At 67.3% G+C, this 15,742-nt stretch carries 14 protein-coding genes and 1 riboswitch; of the genes, 2 read left to right on the top strand and 12 right to left on the bottom strand.

The genetic code is table 11. The features are described 5' to 3' along the window. Positions 1-4: 4 nt before the first annotated feature. The 7 genes from PI990_RS28635 to PI990_RS28665 all read right to left on the bottom strand — a co-directional run bounded on the left by PI990_RS28635 (position 5) and on the right by PI990_RS28665 (position 6,090). Entirely contained in the window at positions 5-529 is a 525-nt protein-coding gene (locus PI990_RS28635) for a retropepsin-like aspartic protease family protein (RefSeq protein WP_184490547.1), read from the bottom strand. Beyond that, positions 526-1,509 (bottom strand): esterase-like activity of phytase family protein, encoded by a 984-nt coding sequence (locus tag PI990_RS28640; protein ID WP_271659193.1) that lies wholly within the window; start codon positions 1,507-1,509, stop codon positions 526-528. The genes PI990_RS28635 and PI990_RS28640 overlap by 4 nt, the downstream gene beginning before the upstream one ends. Beyond that, on the bottom strand, positions 1,506-3,404 hold the full coding sequence (gene parE, locus PI990_RS28645; protein ID WP_021219765.1) for a DNA topoisomerase IV subunit B: 1,899 nt from the start codon (positions 3,402-3,404) through the stop codon (positions 1,506-1,508). The genes PI990_RS28640 and parE overlap by 4 nt, the downstream gene beginning before the upstream one ends. A gap of 12 nt (positions 3,405-3,416) precedes the next feature. Then, positions 3,417-4,034 carry a YqiA/YcfP family alpha/beta fold hydrolase gene (locus tag PI990_RS28650; protein WP_271659194.1) on the bottom strand — a complete coding sequence of 206 codons (618 nt, stop codon included), beginning with the start codon at positions 4,032-4,034 and terminating at the stop codon, positions 3,417-3,419. A gap of 60 nt (positions 4,035-4,094) precedes the next feature. After that, positions 4,095-4,934 (bottom strand): 3',5'-cyclic-AMP phosphodiesterase, encoded by an 840-nt coding sequence (gene cpdA / locus PI990_RS28655; RefSeq protein WP_184490550.1) that lies wholly within the window; start codon positions 4,932-4,934, stop codon positions 4,095-4,097. Between the two features lie 95 nt (positions 4,935-5,029). After that, positions 5,030-5,482: a DUF1249 domain-containing protein gene (locus tag PI990_RS28660; protein ID WP_021219768.1), complete on the bottom strand. Its 453-nt coding sequence runs from the start codon at positions 5,480-5,482 to the stop codon at positions 5,030-5,032. Next, positions 5,473-6,090 carry an NUDIX domain-containing protein gene (locus tag PI990_RS28665; RefSeq protein ID WP_184490551.1) on the bottom strand — a complete coding sequence of 206 codons (618 nt, stop codon included), beginning with the start codon at positions 6,088-6,090 and terminating at the stop codon, positions 5,473-5,475. The genes PI990_RS28660 and PI990_RS28665 overlap by 10 nt, the downstream gene beginning before the upstream one ends. Positions 6,091-6,290: 200 nt before the next feature. On the opposite strand from PI990_RS28665, the gene PI990_RS28670 reads away from it, so the two are divergent. Further along, positions 6,291-7,013, top strand: coding sequence for an RsiV family protein (locus PI990_RS28670; RefSeq protein ID WP_442969355.1), 723 nt, complete (start codon positions 6,291-6,293; stop codon positions 7,011-7,013). Here the strand turns inward: PI990_RS28670 and cytX are convergent. Then, positions 6,970-8,268: a putative hydroxymethylpyrimidine transporter CytX gene (gene cytX / locus PI990_RS28675; RefSeq protein WP_271659196.1), complete on the bottom strand. Its 1,299-nt coding sequence runs from the start codon at positions 8,266-8,268 to the stop codon at positions 6,970-6,972. The two genes, PI990_RS28670 and cytX, sit on opposite strands and share 44 nt — an antisense overlap. 79 nt (positions 8,269-8,347) lie before the next feature. Continuing rightward, entirely contained in the window at positions 8,348-10,231 is a 1,884-nt protein-coding gene (gene thiC / locus PI990_RS28680; protein ID WP_271659197.1) for a phosphomethylpyrimidine synthase ThiC, read from the bottom strand. Between the two features lie 93 nt (positions 10,232-10,324). Beyond that, positions 10,325-10,431: riboswitch (TPP riboswitch) on the bottom strand. 218 nt (positions 10,432-10,649) lie between these two features. On the opposite strand from thiC, the gene PI990_RS28685 reads away from it, so the two are divergent. Then, positions 10,650-12,089: a TolC family outer membrane protein gene (locus PI990_RS28685; RefSeq protein ID WP_031287807.1), complete on the top strand. Its 1,440-nt coding sequence runs from the start codon at positions 10,650-10,652 to the stop codon at positions 12,087-12,089. Positions 12,090-12,148: 59 nt separating this feature from the next. Here the strand turns inward: PI990_RS28685 and PI990_RS28690 are convergent, their stop codons facing one another. Genes PI990_RS28690 through PI990_RS28700 form a run of 3 tightly spaced genes read right to left on the bottom strand, consistent with a single transcriptional unit; the run spans position 12,149 to position 15,711 of the window. Next, entirely contained in the window at positions 12,149-12,859 is a 711-nt protein-coding gene (locus PI990_RS28690) for an NAD(P)H-dependent oxidoreductase (protein WP_271659198.1), read from the bottom strand. Then, on the bottom strand, positions 12,856-14,076 hold the full coding sequence (locus tag PI990_RS28695; protein WP_271659199.1) for a pyridoxal phosphate-dependent aminotransferase: 1,221 nt from the start codon (positions 14,074-14,076) through the stop codon (positions 12,856-12,858). Before PI990_RS28695 ends, PI990_RS28690 begins: the two co-directional genes overlap by 4 nt. Before the next feature lie 15 nt (positions 14,077-14,091). After that, positions 14,092-15,711, bottom strand: a complete 1,620-nt coding sequence (locus PI990_RS28700; RefSeq protein ID WP_271659200.1) for a 5-guanidino-2-oxopentanoate decarboxylase — start codon at positions 15,709-15,711, stop codon at positions 14,092-14,094. Positions 15,712-15,742 lie beyond the last annotated feature (31 nt).

Below are 15,742 nucleotides of genomic sequence, written 5' to 3' on the forward strand. Positions count from 1 at the left end.
TGCCTCACGGTGACAGGTGTTGGCGCAGCACCAGGGTGCCGTCGCGCTGGGTGAATTCGAGTTGTTTGAGGGCGCTCATGCCGAGCAGCACCTCGTCGCCGTCCATGCCCGGGGCGATGATCGCGGGCACATCGGCGAGGACGATCTCCCCCAGCTGCAGCTCGCGCAGCCGGGTGCGATGACCGCTGCTGCGGCCATTCGCGGTGCTCAGGGTGATGGGTTCGCCGGGCTCCAGGCCCAGTTCGCCGGCCAGAGGTTCGGGCACCGCCACGGCGGTGGCGCCGGTATCCAGCAGGAAGGTCACCTGCTGGCCGTCGATGCGCCCGTTCATCAGGTAGTGCCCCTGACGGCTGCTGGCCAGACGCACTTCCACGAAGCCGTCGCCGCGTACCGACTCGGGCACCTGATTGGGGTTGCGCTGACCATCTTCCCAGCGGCCGAAGAAGTGCGTGGCCAGGAGCATGGCGATGCCCCAGGCGAGGATCAGCATGACCCTCCCCGCGCGCTTGCCCGGCGCTTGTTCGCTCATGGCGCGTCCCAGCCTCCAGCAGGCTTGGCGAAGCGCCAGACGATGGGCCGCTGCTCGCCATCGGCGCGGGTCATGCCGCCGTTGTCGAGAACGATCCAGGCGCCGTCGGCGTCCACCCACAGCCCTTCCGCCAGGCCCCAGTCGGCCTCGTAGCGACGGGGTGGCGTGAGCGCCTCGGCAGCGAAGGACCAGCAGCGCTCGACACTGCCCTTGGCCGGGTCGCGGCGACAGATACGGTGGGCATGGCGCTCCAGGGTGAACAGCTTGCCCTTGTGCACGGCCAGGTCAGAGAAGTCCTTGGGCATGGGTACGGCGCGGCCCAGGTCGGGTGGCGGGATATCCTCGCCGGTCTCGCTGAACAGCACGCAACCGCCCGCGCATGCCCAGGTGGATGGTTTCTTGTGCAGCACCATCAGGCCACGGCGCTCACGCTCGGCCGCCAGCCACAGGCGCTCGCCGGCAGGGTCGATGGCGATGCCTTCCAGCAACGCATTGAAGTGCAGCAACATGCCACTGGCACGCGCCTGGCGAACCAGGCTTGCGGAAATGCGCAGCCACTCGGCGCTGCCCATGGCGTTCACCTGCAGCACGGCGGCGTGGGCCTCGCTGACCAGGTAGCGATTGCCGGCGGCATCACAGGTGATGCCTTCGAAATCCAGTTCGTTGCCGCGCATCATGCTCATCGCCCAGGTGCGCGCACGCACGCCCCAGGGCAAGCCGCTCTCGGGCGGCGGCGGCGCGGCGAAAAGCTCGGCCTCGGCGCGCATCACACCGTCGACTGCCGTCAGGTGGAACAGGCGATCATCGAGCCGGTCGGACACCACCAACAGCTCCTTGCCGCAGAGCGCGATGCCGGAGAGGTTGCCTTCGGCGACACCCTCCACCGGGTACTCGGCACTGAGCTTGAGCTCCTCGATCGGCGCTGCGGCCCAGAGGGGCGAGACGACCAGCAGGAGGGCGAGAAGGAAACTCGCCTTCACGCCAGGACCTCGGCCAGGTTGCCCTTGGATTCCAGCCAGGACTTGCGGTCACCGGCGCGTTTCTTCGCCAGCAGCATGTCCATGATTTCCGCAGTGGCCTCGACGTCTTCCAGGGTCAACTGCACCAGACGCCGGGTGTTCGGGTCCATGGTGGTCTCGCGCAGTTGCGGCGGGTTCATTTCACCCAGCCCCTTGAATCGGGTGACCTGCGGCTTGCCGCGTTTCTTCTCCGCCACCAGGCGGTCGAGAATGCCGTCGCGCTCAGCTTCGTCCAGGGCGTAGTAGATCTCCTTGCCCAGGTCGATGCGGTACAGCGGCGGCATGGCGACGTAGACGTGGCCGGCATCCACCAGCGGGCGGAAGTGCTGGACGAACAGGGCACAGAGCAAGGTGGCGATGTGCAGGCCGTCGGAGTCGGCGTCGGCGAGGATGCAGATCTTGCCGTAGCGCAGCTGGCTCATGTCCTCGGCCCCCGGGTCGACCCCGATGGCCACGGCGATGTTGTGCACTTCCTGGCTGGCCAGGACTTCACTGCCGTCCACTTCCCAGGTGTTGAGGATCTTGCCGCGCAACGGCAGGATCGCCTGGAATTCCTTGTCCCGCGCCTGCTTGGCCGAGCCGCCGGCGGAGTCCCCCTCCACCAGGAACAGCTCCGAGCGCATCGGGTCCTGGCCGGCACAATCGGCCAGCTTGCCCGGCAATGCGGGGCCCTGGGTGATCTTCTTGCGCTCGACCTTCTTGCCCGCCTTGAGGCGGCGACCGGCGTTGCTGATGGCCAGCTCGGCCAGCTGCAGCCCCAGCTCCGGATGGGCGTTGAGCCACAGGCTGAAGGCATCCTTGACCACGCCACCGACGAAGGCCGCAGCCTCGCGGGAGGACAGGCGCTCCTTGGTCTGGCCGGAGAACTGAGCGTCCTGCATCTTCATCGAGAGGACGAAGGCAATGCGCTCCCAGACGTCTTCCGGGGCCAGTTTCAGGCCACGGGGCAGCAGGTTGCGGAACTCGCAGAACTCGCGCATGGCATCCAGCAGGCCCTGGCGCAAGCCGTTGACGTGGGTGCCGCCCTGGGCCGTGGGAATCAGGTTGACGTAGCTTTCCTGGACGCTGTCGCCGCCTTCGGGCAGCCACAGCAGGGCCCAGTCCACCGCCTCCTTGTTACCCGCCAGGCTGCCGCAGAACGGCTCGGCCGGCAGGCGTTCGAACTCGCTGACGGCATCCACCAGGTAGGAGCGCAGGCCGTCTTCGTAGTGCCACTCGATGCGTTCGCCGCTGGCCTTGTCCTCGAAGCTCACCAGCAGGCCCGGGCAGAGCACGGCCTTGGCCTTGAGCACGTGCTTGAGGCGGCTGACGGAGAACTTGTGCGAATCGAAGTACTTGGCGTCGGGCCAGAAGTGCACGCTGGTGCCGGTGTTGCGCTTGCCGACGCTGCCGATCACTTCCAGGTCGCTGGACTTGAAGCCGTCGGCGAAGGTCATGCGGTATTCGCTGCCATCGCGCTTGACCCGCACCTCGACCAGGGTCGACAGGGCGTTCACCACCGAGATGCCCACGCCGTGCAGGCCGCCGGAGAACTGGTAGTTCTTGTTGGAGAACTTGCCGCCCGCGTGGAGCTTGGTGAGGATCAGCTCGACACCGGGCACGCCTTCTTCGGGGTGGATGTCCACCGGCATGCCACGGCCATCGTCGATCACTTCCAGCGAGTTGTCCTCATGGAGGATCACCTGCACGCTCTTGGCGTGCCCGGCCAGCGCTTCGTCGACGCTGTTGTCGATGACTTCCTGGGCCAGGTGGTTGGGCCGGCTGGTGTCGGTGTACATGCCCGGGCGCTTGCGCACCGGGTCGAGGCCGGAAAGGACTTCGATGGCGTCTGCGTTGTAAGCGTTCTGCTGGGCCATGGGGTCTCTTCGTCAAAGGGTGGAAAAGTCGATATCACGCCATAACTGGGCGGGAAAACCGGCGTACGCCAGCAAGGCCGGCAGGTGGGCAGGGAATTGCTGGAAACCATGGTCGCCACCGGCCTCGATGCGCAGGGCGCAGGCGCGGTAGTAGCGCTCGGCATGGCGGTAGTCCAGGGTTTCGTCGGCCGTCTGCAACCACACCTGGTAGCGGGCCGGGTCCTGCGGGGGCGGTACCTCGAGCTCGGCCAGGGCATCCACATGCGCCTGCGTCAGCTCCCAGGTCTCGCCGCTGTAATAGTTCTTCTGCGGTCCCAGTTGGCCATCGAACAACCGGTGCGGGGCCACCGCCGGGTTGATCAGGACGGCCCTGAGCCCGTGCCGCTCGGCCAGGTGGGTCGCATAGTAGCCGCCCAGGGAGCTGCCTACCAGCGTCGGCCGACCTAGCGCGGCCAGGGCTTCCTCGAGCTGCGCGATGGCCTCGCGTGGCTGGTGGTGCAGGGCCGGTACGCGCAGCTGCTCAGCCAGGCCCAGGCGCTGCATGAGCGCGCTGAGCTGGCGCGCCTTCTGCGACTCGGGCGAGCTGTTGAAGCCGTGGATATAGAGAAGGGAGGGCTGTTCGGTCGACACGCGGCATCCTGGCAAGTCTGGCGGGCAAGCTGTACTTCTTGCCGTGCCACAGCGCTAAGGTCAATAACCTTTGACGCTGTAATCCACTTCGAAGTCGATACCGGTCACCCGCGACACGCCGGTTTCCAGCACGCCGTCGTCCCGCAAGCGCAGCCAGCGATAGCCCGGCGCCTCGGTGTCGACCTGGAATTCCTCGCTGCCCGGCGCGAACTGCACGCAGGTGGAAGGCGACGCCAGCAGGCGCACGCCCTTGCGCATCTGATCGAACTCCTGGTGCACATGGCCCCAGAGCACGGCGCGCACCTGGGGGAAGCGGTCCAGCACGGTGAACAGCGCATCCGGGTTGCGCACGCCGATCGGGTCCATCCAGCGGCAGCCGATGGGCACCGGGTGATGATGGAAGCTGATCAGCACGTGCTTGTCCGGCGCCTCGCTCACGGCGCGCTCCAGCAGCTCCAGCTGTTCCGGCGGCATGTGCCCAGGCACCGCACCGCTGATGGTGGAATCCAGCAGCACCACGCGCCACGCCGGGAAGTCGATGATCGGCTCGAGCAGGTCGGTGCCGGCACAAACCTGTTCCATCACCTGCACTTCATCATGGTTGCCCGGGAACCAGCGGCTGTTGGCGGGGATCACCGAGCACAGGTCGCGGAAACGCTCGTAGGACTCGATGCTGCCGTCCTGGGACAGGTCGCCGGTGGCCAGCACCAGGTCGATGCGTGGCTGTTCTTCCAGTACCCGCTCGATCACCCGCTGCAGGCTGTCGGAGGTATTCATGCCCAGGAGTCGTCCGTCCTCTTCGGCAAATAGATGACTATCGGAAAGCTGCACCAGCAGCACCGATGAATCAATGGCGAGAGTGGACGCGCTCGACAAGGCGGTCTCCTTGGGCGAAATCATGTGAATTATGGTGGTTCAGGCGTGAAACGGTAAACCCGAGAACCGGGACTGGATCACATTAGCGAGCGCCAGGAAATCGGCAGGGGGCGGATTTTCTAAAGCACGGGTTCCAGTTCGTGGCCACAGGCCAGGCAATGGCTGAGCCATTCGCCGAGGAAGAGGTTGAGCTGGCTCTTCTCGTCAGGCTGGTGCATATCGGCGTTCGGGTAGGGGTAGAAGCTGCGCAGGCGCCGGGCATTCTCGGCGCTGACCACCTCGGCCATGCGCGCATCGTGGTAGACGCGCACCTCCAGCTGCGGAGAGGGCAACCAGGGCAGGCTGAGCTCCTGGCGCACCTTGAGCGTGGTGGTGTAGGGGCAGGCTTCGACCACATCCAGCGCCAGCACCCCCACCAGGCGTTCGCCCTGGCTGAGGGCCACGCGGCGCGAAGACTGGGCTTCGCGCATGTGCGGCAGCAATCGCATCAGCCGGGCATAGTTCGCCTCGCAGGCCGCTTGCAGCCCGACGAGGTCCACCCGGTAGCGATCGCGCAGCAGATTCACGTCCACATCCCCCGAACTTCATCCCGGTTCAGTGCCAGCCATTGCAGGGCGATGATGGCGGCGGCATTGATGATCCGGCCGTCGCGCAGCGCGGCCAGGGCATCGGCGAAGGACAGCACGTGGACGCGGATGTCCTCGCCCTCTTCCGCCAGGCCGTGCACGCCACCGGCAGCGCCGCTGTCGCAGCGCCCGACGTAGAGATGCACGAATTCGTCCGATCCCCCTGGAGAAGGATAATAGGCGGTGATCGGCCACAACGACGTCAGCGTCAGGTCGGCTTCCTCGACGGCCTCACGGCGGGCCACCTCGTCCGGCTCCTCGTCCTTGTCGATCAGCCCGGCCACCAGCTCCAGCATCCAGGGGTTGGCGCTCTTCTGCATGGCGCCGACGCGGAACTGCTCGATCAGCACCACCTGGTCGCGCTGCGGGTCGTAGGGCAGCACGCATACGGCATCGTGGCGCACGAAGAGCTCGCGGCTGAGGGTCGGCCCCATCTCCCCGGAGAACTGGCGATGACGCAGGTGCAGGCGATCCAGGCGATAGAAGCCACGGAAGCATTCTTCGCGCTTGATGATCTCGACCGCGTCCGGTCCGGGTTTGAAGGTATCTATCATCTGCGTCTCACTCGATCTGATGGTCCCGCTTTTCGCGCATCCTACTCTGGCGACTCGCCTTGCGCAGCCTCTTTGCAGATGGATTCGCGGCTGGGATCATGGCTCCCCGCGAGCGAACTCGAACCGCCCCAGGCAGTCGAAGCTCGCAATCCATAACGACTCCTCACCCGATGACGAATTCAATCCCGATGCACAAGAAACTGCTCCTTCTCGGCTTCGCCCTCCTCCTCGGCGCCTGCCAGGCCCTGACGCCCGGCGACAGCGGCCTGGCCGTCAAGCGTGATGCCTGGGAGCACCTCAAGCCCGGTTGCCAGGGCGACAGCTGCCCGCTGGTGAACATCGACGTCATCAGCTTTCCCGATCACCCGCAGCTCAGCGAGCTGGTGACCCAGCGCCTGCTGCGCATGACGGCCGACGCACCGGATGCACCGCTGCCGGCCTCCCTGCAGTCCTACGAGAAGGACTTCCTGCAGCGCGCCGAGCCGGGCTGGGCCAGCTACCTGCAAGCCAAGGTGCGTGAACAACGTGACCAATTGACCATCATCGAACTGTCCAGCTACCTAGCCACCGGCGGTGCCCACGGCATGCCCGGGCGCGGCCTGATCAACTACGACCGCACGCTGGACAAGGTGCTGACCCTGCGCGACATGCTCGTCCCCGGCCAGGAAGCCGAGTTCTGGAAGCTCGCCGAGCAGGCCCACCAGCGCTGGCTGGTCGCCAACAAGCTGGACCAGGACCCGGAATACGCGAGCACCTGGCCCTTCCAGCGCACCGAGCACATCGCCCTCGGCCGTGGCGCGCTGCTGCTCAAGTACGACGTCTACAGCATCGCGCCCTATGCGGGCGGGCACCCGGAGCTGACCATCCCCTACCCGCAACTCAACGGGATACTGAAGCCGCAATACTTCCCCGGCCGCGGCTGAGGGAGCCCAGCACCAACTGCAGCCCGCCGGCCAGCAGCAAGGCCGGCAGGGTGGCGCCCACCTCGGGCATGAAGTTCGCCAGCAGGTGGTAGACGGTCACCCCGCAGGCCCAGGCGGTCAGCGTGTCCCAACGCAGGGCCCGGCGCGGTGCCAGCTCCTCGCGACGGCGGCGCAGCAAGAAGTGATCCACCAGCACCACGCCGAACAGCGGCGCGAACACCGAGCCGATCAGCAGCAGGAAGTTCTGGTACTCGGCCAGCGGCGCGAACCAGGCGATCAAGGTGCACAGCGCGCCGATGGCCAGGGCCAGCTGCTCCACCTTCAGCGGCACCAGGATGCCGCTGGAAACCGCCGCCGAATGGATGTCGGCGAAGGCGTTCTCCGACTCGTCCAGCAGGATCAGCAGCAGCGGGATGCCCAGGCCGGCACCGGCCAGTGCCAGCAACAGTGCGTTGACCTCGCCGCTCGGGGCGAAGGCCAGGGTATAGGCGACGCCCAGGCTCATCAGCCAGAAGTTGCCGAGGAAGAAGCCCAGGGCGGTACCGCCGAACACGTTGCGTGCGCGCTTGCCGAAGCGCGAGTAGTCGGCGATCAGCGGCAGCCAGGACAGCGGCATGGCGATGGCAATGTCGAAGCCCAGGGCGAAGGGCAACGAGCCGTCACCGCCACGCGCCCATATGGCGCCCAGGTCGGCCTTGTCGAACAGGTTCCAGGTCAGCCAGATGCAGGCGCCCAGCAGCAGCCAGATGCCCCACTTGCGCAGCACGCGGCGCACGAAGGTGAGAGGGCCGGTCACCGCCAGCAAAGTGGCCAGGGCGCCGAAGAACAGGGTCCAGAGCGCCGGCGAGGCCAAGGCGCTGCCCTCGCCCCAGGCGCGGCCGGCCAGCAGGCTGGCGGCATCGCGCATGACGATGATTTCGAATGCACCCCAACCCACCAGTTGCAGGAGGTTGAGCAGCGCCGGCAGCACTGCGCCGCGCTTGCCCAGGGCGAGACCGAGGGTGCCCATGGCGGAAAGGCCGGTGTCGCTGCCGATCACCGCCGCAGCGCCCAGCAGCAACACGCCGACAGCGGTGCCGCAGGCGATGGCCGCCAGTGAACCGGCCAGGCCGAGCCCCGGCGCCAGCAGCGCGCCGAGTTGCAGCACCATCAGGCCGACGCCGAGGGAGAACCAGAGGGAGAACAGATCACGCGCGCCGAATACGCGCTGGCCGGCGGGAACCGGCAGGGTCGGCGAGTAGCTGGGAGTGGTCACGATGACGAAGGCCCTGAAGGTTGAACGCAGAAGGCCCGACGCATTGCGCCGGGCCCGTTGGCTGTAGCCGCGAGGTCGGTCAGACCTGCTTGTAGATCACCGAACCTTCGTCCTTGAAGCGCGCCGCCTGCTCCTGGAAGCCCGCCTCGATGGCGCGGCTTTCCTCGGAGAGGCCATTCTCCTTGGCGTAGTCGCGCACCTCCTGGGTGATCTTCATGGAGCAGAACTTCGGCCCGCACATGGAGCAGAAGTGCGCCACCTTGGCCGAGTCCTTCGGCAGGGTTTCGTCGTGGAAGGCGCGGGCGGTGTCCGGGTCGAGGCCGAGGTTGAACTGGTCTTCCCAGCGGAACTCGAAGCGCGCCTTGCTCAGGGCGTTGTCGCGGATCTGCGCGCCCGGGTGGCCCTTGGCGAGGTCGGCGGCGTGGGCGGCGATCTTGTAGGTGATGATCCCGGTCTTCACGTCATCCTTGTTCGGCAGGCCCAGGTGCTCCTTGGGCGTGACGTAGCAAAGCATGGCGCAACCGAACCAGCCGATCATGGCGGCGCCGATGCCGCTGGTGATGTGGTCGTAGCCGGGGGCGATGTCCGTGGTCAGCGGGCCGAGGGTGTAGAACGGTGCCTCGTCGCAGCACTCCAGCTGCTTGTCCATGTTCTCCTTGATCAGCTGCATGGGCACGTGGCCGGGGCCTTCGATCATGCATTGCACATCGTGCTTCCAGGCGATCTTGGTCAGCTCGCCGAGGGTCTCCAGCTCACCGAACTGCGCGGCATCGTTGGCGTCGGCGATGGAGCCCGGACGCAGGCCGTCGCCCAGCGAGAAGCTGACGTCGTAGGCCTTCATGATTTCGCAGATTTCCTCGAAGTGGGTATAGAGGAAGTTCTCCTGGTGATGCGCCAGGCACCACTTGGCCATGATCGAGCCGCCACGGGACACGATGCCGGTGACGCGCTTGGCGGTCAGCGGCACGTAGCGCAGCAGCACGCCGGCATGGATGGTGAAGTAGTCGACGCCCTGCTCGGCCTGTTCGATCAGCGTGTCGCGGAACAGCTCCCAGGTCAGGTTCTCGGCGATGCCGCCGACCTTCTCCAGCGCCTGGTAGATCGGCACGGTGCCGATGGGCACCGGCGAGTTGCGGATGATCCACTCGCGGGTTTCGTGGATGTGCTTGCCGGTGGACAGGTCCATCACCGTGTCCGAGCCCCAGCGGATGCCCCAGGTCAGCTTGGCCACTTCTTCCTCGATGGAGGAACCCAGGGCCGAGTTACCGATGTTGCCGTTGATCTTCACCAGGAAGTTGCGGCCAATGATCATCGGCTCCAGCTCGGTGTGGTTGATGTTGGCGGGAATGATGGCGCGGCCTCGGGCGATCTCCTCACGCACGAACTCGGGGGTGATCACCGCCGGGATGCTGGCGCCGAAGCTGTGCCCGGCGTGCTGCTCCTTGAGCAGGCCGGCGGCGCGCGCCTCGGCCAGCTTCATGTTCTCGCGGATGGCGACGAACTCCATCTCCGGGGTGATGATCCCCTGGCGGGCATAGTGCATCTGGCTGACGTTGCGCCCGGCCTTGGCCCGGCGCGGGTTGCGCACGTGGGCGAAGCGCATGGCGGTCAGCTCGGGGCTGGCCAGGCGCTCCTGGCCGAAGCTGGAGGACAGGCCGGCGAGCAGTTCGGTGTCACCACGGTCGTCGATCCATTTCGAGCGGACGTCGGCCAAGCCCTTGCGCACGTCGATGGTCACGCTCGGATCGGTGTAGGGGCCGGAGGTGTCGTAGACCATCACCGGGGCGTTGATCTCGCCGCCGAAGGCGGTGGGGGTCACGTCCAGGCTGATCTCGCGCATCGGCACGCGGATATCCGGGCGCGAACCCTGCACGTATATCTTCTGGGAACGGGGGAAAGGCTGGATGGATTGCTGGTCGACCTGGGCGCTCTCGCTCAGGTTCGCTTGTTGTTTTGCAGTCATCGGCTAGCTCCTGGGTGATGTCGGAGCGAACCTGAAAGGCAGAGTGCACCGGGACCGGTGCCGAGAGGAACCTCCCAAGAATGCTGCAAGGCGGGGGAGGTGCATCTTGTTCCCTACGCAGGCCTTAACCTGATCAGGTTCAACGGGATCCGGAACTTTCCGATCTCAGCCTCCGATTCGAGGCACCCCGACAAGAACGCGGCCAGTCTAAACAAGCCCCTCGAACAAAACCAACCCCAAGGTCAGAAATAAATGACCAGCCCGTCCGAAACCGACGCCCGGACCGCGTCGCGCATTCATTGTTCCCGGCAAGCAACATAACGTGTTGCAAACTACACTGACCCCGCCATGGAGCCGTCTTGACCGCGTACCATGGCAGCCGTAGCCTTGCCCGACTTCACTGAATCTAGGATTGATCATGCTGCGCAGACTCTCACTGGCTGTTGCCGTGGCCTCCGCTTTCGCGGGTAGCGCCTGGGCAGCAGAGGCCCCGCTGTCAGCCAAGACGGACCTCGTGACCGTCTACAAGGACGCCGTAGACAACAACGCCGATCTCGCCGCCGCGCGCGCCAACTTCGAAGCCGTGCGCGAAGCCGTGCCCCAGGCCCGTTCCGGCCTGCTGCCGCAGATCAATGGTGGCGCCACCGCCAACGACACCCGCACCAAGCTCGATGAGCCGTCGGCCACCAGCTCGCGCAGCGGCATCGCCTACCAGGCCAGCCTGAGCCAGCCGATCTTCCGCGCCGACCGCTGGTTCCAGCTGCAGGCCGCCGAGGCCAGCACCGAGCAGGCCTCCCTGGAATTCTCCGCGACCCAGCAGAACCTGATCCTGCAGACCGCCGAAGGCTACTTCGCCGTGCTCCGCGCCCAGGACAACCTGGCGTCCACCAAGGCTGAAGAAGCGGCGTTCAAGCGCCAGCTCGACCAGGCCAACGAGCGCTTCGACGTCGGCCTCTCCGACAAGACCGACGTGCTGGAAGCCCAGGCCGGCTTCGACACCGCCCGTGCCAACCGCATCATCGCCGAGCGCAACGTGGATGACGCCTTCCAGGCCCTGGTCACCCTGACCAACCGCGAATACGCCTCCATCGAAGGCATCCAGCACACCCTGCCGGTGGTGGTGCCCGCGCCGAACGACGCCAAGGCCTGGGTCGACACCGCCGCCCAGCAGAACCTCAATCTGCAGGCCAGCAACTACGCCGTCGACGCCGCCGAAGAAACCCTGCGCCAGCGCAAGGCCGGCCACGCACCGACCCTGGACGCCGTCGCCCAGTACCAGAAAGGCGACAACGACAGCCTCGGCTTCAGCAACACCGGTTCCAGCCCGGTGCGCTACGGCAGCGACGTCGAGCAGCGCACCATCGGCCTGCAGCTGAACATCCCGATCTACAGCGGCGGCCTGACCAGCTCCCAGGTGCGCGAGTCCTACCAGCGCCTGAGCCAGACCGAGCAGCAGCGCGAAAGCCTGCGTCGCCAGGTGGTGCAGAACACCCGCAACTACCACCGCGCGGTGAACACCGACGTTGAGCAGGTCAAGGCCCGCAAGCAGTCGATCATCTCCAACCAGAGCGCCCTGGAAGCCACCGAGATCGGCTACCAGGTCGGTACCCGCAACATCGTCGACGTGCTCGATGCCCAGCGCCAGCTGTACGGCTCGGTGCGCGACTACAACAACGCGCGCTACGACTACATCCTCGACAACCTGCGCCTGAAGCAGGCCGCCGGCACCCTGGCCCCCTCGGACCTGGAAGCCCTCGCCAGCTTCCTCAAATCCGACTACGACCCGGACAAGGACTTCCTGCCCCCGGACCTGGCCAAGGCTGCAGAAGCCAGCCTGAAGAACAAGGCCGACTACTGAGTCGTCACCGCCCCATGAAAAAGCCCGGCACATGCCGGGCTTTTTCGTTCCTGGGCCGCTCAGCTCTCTGCGGGCAACGGGTACAGCCGCGCATCGAACTGGTCGAGGCGGGGGAAGACCAGCGCTTCGTCCTGCTCGATCCCGGCGAGCCGCGCCTGGTACGCCTGCAGGTAGCCGGCCCGTACCTCGTCGCTCACATAGGGCACGTGCCAGGCGACGAACGGCGGCAGCACCGTCATGCCGGTGTAGGCCAGCGTACCGCGCAGGAGCGGTCGCAGCATGTCCTCCAGCGGGCCGTGGATCGCCCCTGGGCCGAACATGTGGTCGCGCCCGCCCAGGGTCAGGGTCAGCAAGGCGCGCTTGCCCGCGAGCCCGCCCTGGTCGTAGAAGCGCTTGCCGCCGTAGCAGATGCCGGAGACCAGCACCCGGTCGAACCAGCCCTTGAGGATGGCCGGCACGGAGAACCAGTAGACCGGAAAGTTGAAGATCACCAGGTCCGCCCACAGCAGCTTGTCCAGCTCCTCGCGGATGTCGGCGGCCAGGGTCTGGGCCGTCACCGCCTCGCGCTGCTCCAGGGCGTACACCAGGTAGTCCGGGTTGCGCCGTTCGAGGAAGTCCGCCTCGCTGGCCACGGGGTTCCAGTTCATCCCATACAGGTCCGACACCTTCACCCCATGGCCACGCTCCCGCAGCGTCTGCTCGGCGAGCCGGCACAGCGCGGCGCAGAAGGAGCGCGATTCGTTGTGGGCGTGGACGATCAATACATTCATGCAAACTCCCGTCGCGCAGGGTCATTGGAAGAGGACGCGCCCTGCTCAAGCACCTCGGCCGCGCAGCGTGCGATGCGCCGGCAGGCCTCGCGCAGGGGCTCGGCGCCCAGCACCAGGCCCAGGCGGATGTGCCCGGCCGCACTGGGGCCGAAGGCCTCGCCGGCCAGCACCGAGACGCCGTGGCGGTCCAGCAGCACATCGGCGAAGTCTTGGGCGGAAAGCCCCGTGGCGCGGATATCCACCATCACGAACATGCCCCCGTCCGGCCGCAGGGCGCGCACGCCGGGGCAATCGGCCAGGCAGTCGAGCACCAGGTCGCGGCGCTGGCGGTAGGCCTCGCGCATGGCCTCCAGCTCCGGCAAGCGGGCCTCCAGCGCGGTGCAGGCAGCGTCCTGGATGAAGTCCGGCGAGCCGTAGAGCATGCACAGCGCCAGGTTCTCCAGATGCCCACAGAGCGCCCGCGGGCCCACCACCCAGCCCACGCGCCAGCCGGTCATGGCGTGGGACTTCGACAGGCTGTTGAGGGTCGCCGTGCGCTCGGCCATGCCCGGCAGGCTGGCGGGGCTGATGTGCTCGCCCTCGAACAGCAGCTCGCTGTAGACCTCGTCGGAAATCATCCACAGGTCATGCTGCACACACAGCTTGGCGAGTGCTTCCCAGGTGGCGCGCGGCAGGCTGGCACCGGAGGGGTTGTGCGGGCTGTTGATCGCCAGGGCGCGGGTACGCGGGGTGATCCGCGCAGCCACGTCCTCGGCCTGCACGCGGAAGCCGTGCTCGGAGCGCACCGGAACCGGCACGACGGTGGCGCCACAGGCCCCGAACACCGCCTCGTAGGTGACGTACATCGGCTCGGCGACGATCACTTCATCACCCGGGTCGAGCATGCACTGCGCCACGGCATAGAGCGCACACTGGGCGCCGGCCAGCACCACCACGTCATCGGCGGTGACGGCCTGGCCGCTGCGCTGGCTGTGACGACGGGCGATGGCTTCGCGCAGCGAACGCTTGCCGCGCACATCGGCGTAATGGGTGTTGCCGGCCAGCAGGCTGTCGATGGCCGACTGCACGATGGGCACCGGCGTGTCGAAGTCCGGGTCGCCCACCGACAGCAGCAGGATGTCGTCGCCCTGTTCCAGGCGTGCCAGGGCGCGGTAGTGGATGTCCCAGGCGGCGGCACCGTCGCCGGCGATGCGTTGGGTGAAGTTCGAATAGCGCATGTGCAGCTCCTTGGGTCAGCGGGCCTGTTGGGCGCAGGCGTGTTTCAGCTCGATCAGCGTGACGCCCGGATGGGCGAAGCCTTCGCGCAGGTCCTGCTCCAGTGCGTCCAGGCTCTGCGGCTGGCGCACCTCGCAGCCGTAGGCGCGGCCGAGCAGGGCGAAATCCGGGTTGCGTGGCAGCACGCCGATGGGCTCGATGTCCAGGTCGAGCATGTCGTCGCGGATCTGCCCCAGCGCATCGTTGTTCCACAGCACCACCACCAGCGGGCTGTCCAGTTCCTCGGTGGCGGTGGCCAGCTCCTGGGCGGTATAGAGGAAGCCGCCGTCGCCCACCAGCACCAGGCCGGGGCGCTCCGGCGCGCCGAACTTGGCGCCGATGCCGGCCGGCACGCCGTAGCCGAGGGTGCCGTAGCCGGTGGGGTGCAGCCAGCTGCGCGGCGCCCGGCTGGGGAACAGGTAGTTGCCGCTGTAGGCCAGCTGGGTCATGTCGCTGGCGATGAAGGCGGTGTCCGGCAGGGCCTGGGCAATGCGCTCGAGGATCGCCTGGTGGATGCGCTGCAGCGGGGCGTGGCTGGCCTCCAGTTGCGCGCGCAACCGCGTCACGCGCTCACGGGCGCTGGCCGCATCCCGCGCGGCAGCCGGCAGCGCGGCGAGCAACGCCTCGGCGGTGGCCTTCGCATCCCCCAGCAGCGCCACGGCGCAGGGGTAGAAGTCGTTGAACTTGCGCGAATCGACGTCGACGCGGATCACCTCGCCGGTCAGCGGCAGGCGCTCGCGCCAGTAATCGGTGTCGGCCATCTCGGTGCCGATGGCCAGCACCACATCGGCCTCGGCGATCATGTCCCAGCCGGCCTGGGTGCACAGGGTGGCGCCGGCGGCGAGCGGCGCTTCCGGCGCCAGCAGGCCCTTGCCGGCGACGCTGGTGAACAGCGGCGCAGCCAGGCGCTCGCTCAGCGCGGCCAGGGCGTCGGCGGCCTGCAGCGCACCGCCGCCGGCGATGATCATCGGGCGCCGGGCGGCCTGGAGTTTATCCACAGCCTGTCGGAGCGCGGCGGCGCTGGGCTGGCCACGGCCGGCGCGGCGCACCACCTCGTGGGTCCAGTCGCGGGCGACCGGGTTGGCGAGCACGTCCAGCGGCACGGAGATGTGCACCGGCCGCGGGCGCTCGCTGTCGAACACGGCAAAGGCGCGGGCGATCAGTTCGGGCAAATCCTCGGCACTCAGGGCGACGGCGGAAAACGCGGTGATCGGCGCGGTCATCGCGCGCTGGTCCTGGGTCTCGTGCAGGCAGCCCCAGCCTTTGCCGAGGCTGGCGGTGTGGTTGACGCTGGAGATCACCAGCAGCGGGATCGAGTCGGCGTAGGCCTGGCCGATGGCGGTGGCGGCGTTGGTCACCCCCGGCCCGGTGATGATGAAGGCCACGCCCGGCTTGCCGCTGACCCGCGCGTAGCCGTCGGCCATGAAGCCGGCGCCCTGCTCGTGGCGGGTCAGCACGTGGCGGATGCCGCTGCCGGGCAGGCCCCGGTACAGCTCCAGGGTGTGCACACCGGGAATGCCGAACACGGTGTCGACCCCGTAGTTGGCCAGCAGGCGGACCAGGGCCTGGCCGCCGGTGAGAGGTGTGGTCTGTTGCATGGGTCGTCTCCCCAAGGGCTGAAGCGTGACG

The sequence above is a fragment of the Pseudomonas sp. TUM22785 genome (assembly GCF_028198105.1).
GTDB lineage: Bacteria > Pseudomonadota > Gammaproteobacteria > Pseudomonadales > Pseudomonadaceae > Metapseudomonas > Metapseudomonas solani.

What these genes read in the sequence shown, in the direction of transcription:
- PI990_RS28635 (WP_184490547.1), bottom strand. Translation starts at nt 529, where the DNA reads ATGAGCGAACAAGCGCCGGGCAAGCGCGCGGGGAGGGTCATGCTGATC.
- parE (WP_021219765.1), bottom strand. Translation starts at nt 3,404, where the DNA reads ATGGCCCAGCAGAACGCTTACAACGCAGACGCCATCGAAGTCCTTTCC.
- cpdA (WP_184490550.1), bottom strand. Translation starts at nt 4,934, where the DNA reads ATGATTTCGCCCAAGGAGACCGCCTTGTCGAGCGCGTCCACTCTCGCC.
- PI990_RS28665 (WP_184490551.1), bottom strand. Translation starts at nt 6,090, where the DNA reads ATGATAGATACCTTCAAACCCGGACCGGACGCGGTCGAGATCATCAAG.
- thiC (WP_271659197.1), bottom strand. Translation starts at nt 10,231, where the DNA reads ATGACTGCAAAACAACAAGCGAACCTGAGCGAGAGCGCCCAGGTCGAC.
- PI990_RS28685 (WP_031287807.1), top strand. Translation starts at nt 10,650, where the DNA reads ATGCTGCGCAGACTCTCACTGGCTGTTGCCGTGGCCTCCGCTTTCGCG.
- PI990_RS28690 (WP_271659198.1), bottom strand. Translation starts at nt 12,859, where the DNA reads ATGAATGTATTGATCGTCCACGCCCACAACGAATCGCGCTCCTTCTGC.
- PI990_RS28695 (WP_271659199.1), bottom strand. Translation starts at nt 14,076, where the DNA reads ATGCGCTATTCGAACTTCACCCAACGCATCGCCGGCGACGGTGCCGCC.
- PI990_RS28700 (WP_271659200.1), bottom strand. Translation starts at nt 15,711, where the DNA reads ATGCAACAGACCACACCTCTCACCGGCGGCCAGGCCCTGGTCCGCCTG.